The following is a 1,233-nucleotide window of genomic DNA, read 5'->3' as shown; positions in this document are numbered from 1 at the left end:
CTCATCCCGAACAGCTCGTCCCCCGGGGGGTGATGTTTTGCTGTTGGGGGAGCCGGCTTGCCGGCGATGGGGGCCTGACAGGTGTCGCAGCTAATCCATGCTCAGCGACCGCGCCGGCGCGACACCCGTGCTTCGATATTCTTGCGGCCGATCAGCAGGGGTGGCTTTTCCACGACGGGCTCATCGGCCAGCCACTTGTACATCACCAGGCAGTCCACCAGCCCCAGCTGGGCGTGGCGGAAGGCCCGGGGCAGGCGCCCGACCGTCTCGAAACCGAGCTTGTGCCACAGCGCCACGGCCACCTCGTTGGTCGCCACCACCGAATTGAACTGCAGGGCGAGCAAGCCTTCCTGGCGTGCCAGCTTCTGCGAGTGTTCGCACATCAGCCGTGCCACACCGCGGCCCCGGGCGTCCTCGCAGACCATGTAGCCGCAGTTGCCAACATGTGCGCCGGGGCCGGCGGCATTGGCCTTGAGGTAGTAGGAACCGAGCAGCTCGCCGTCTTCTTCGGCCACCAGGGTGCGCAGCGGTGCTTCAAGCCACAGCGCCAGGGCCTGCTCGTAACTCAGGGCGGGGTCGAAGGCGTAGGTCTGGCGGGCCTGGACGATGGCCTGGAAGGTTGGCCAGAAGCGCGGGAAGTCTTCCGGGGTCATGGGGCGGATGTGGATCATGGCGGCTCCTGCGCGGGCTGGGCCGCCAAGTCTGGGTGTCGCGGCGCCGGCGCGCAAGGGCGCTGGCGCCGTGAAGGGGCTAGGTACTGGCTTTGCCGACCGCATCCAGGGCCCGGGCCGAGTACACCAGGGCGGCGCCGGCATTCATCGCCACCGCCACGCCGAGGGCCTCGGCGATCTCTTCGCGGGTGGCGCCGTGCTTGACCGCCTGCTGCGAATGCACGGCGATGCAGCCGTCGCAGCGGGTGGTTACCGCCACGGCCAGGGAGATCAGCTCGCGGGTCTTGGCGTCCAGGTGATTGGTCTTGGCCCCGGCGCCGCTGGCGGTCATGTAGCCGGCCACGGTGTCGGGAGACAGTTGCTTGAGATCGCCGATGCCGGCCATCAACTGCTTACGGTAGGCGTCCCAGTCCATCATGCTCATCGTCTTCACCTTGTCAGGTTGGTCGGGGGAGCTTTCAGGCTAGTCGATGATGGGGAGAGTGTTTTCATCTGGTGAAAACATCGCGGGGGAGGACCACCCCCCCACTGGAGGGGGGGTTTCCCCCCCGGGTGGACAGCA

The 1,233-nt window shown here is 67.4% G+C and carries 2 protein-coding genes; both read right to left on the bottom strand.

The genetic code is table 11. The features are described 5' to 3' along the window. Positions 1–101 precede the first annotated feature (101 nt). Entirely contained in the window at positions 102–671 is a 570-nt protein-coding gene (locus tag ACO6VM_RS07155; protein WP_401058223.1) for a GNAT family N-acetyltransferase, read from the bottom strand. Positions 672–750: 79 nt separating this feature from the next. Then, positions 751–1,095 carry a carboxymuconolactone decarboxylase family protein gene (locus ACO6VM_RS07150; protein ID WP_401058225.1) on the bottom strand — a complete coding sequence of 115 codons (345 nt, stop codon included), beginning with the start codon at positions 1,093–1,095 and terminating at the stop codon, positions 751–753. Positions 1,096–1,233: the final 138 nt, after the last annotated feature.

Origin of the sequence: Pseudomonas sp. GZD-209, assembly GCF_049310485.1 — a bacterium.
GTDB lineage: Bacteria > Pseudomonadota > Gammaproteobacteria > Pseudomonadales > Pseudomonadaceae > Aquipseudomonas > Aquipseudomonas sichuanensis.
The sequence above is the reverse complement of the archived record's forward strand: the minus strand, read 5'-3'. Positions and strand labels throughout refer to the sequence as shown.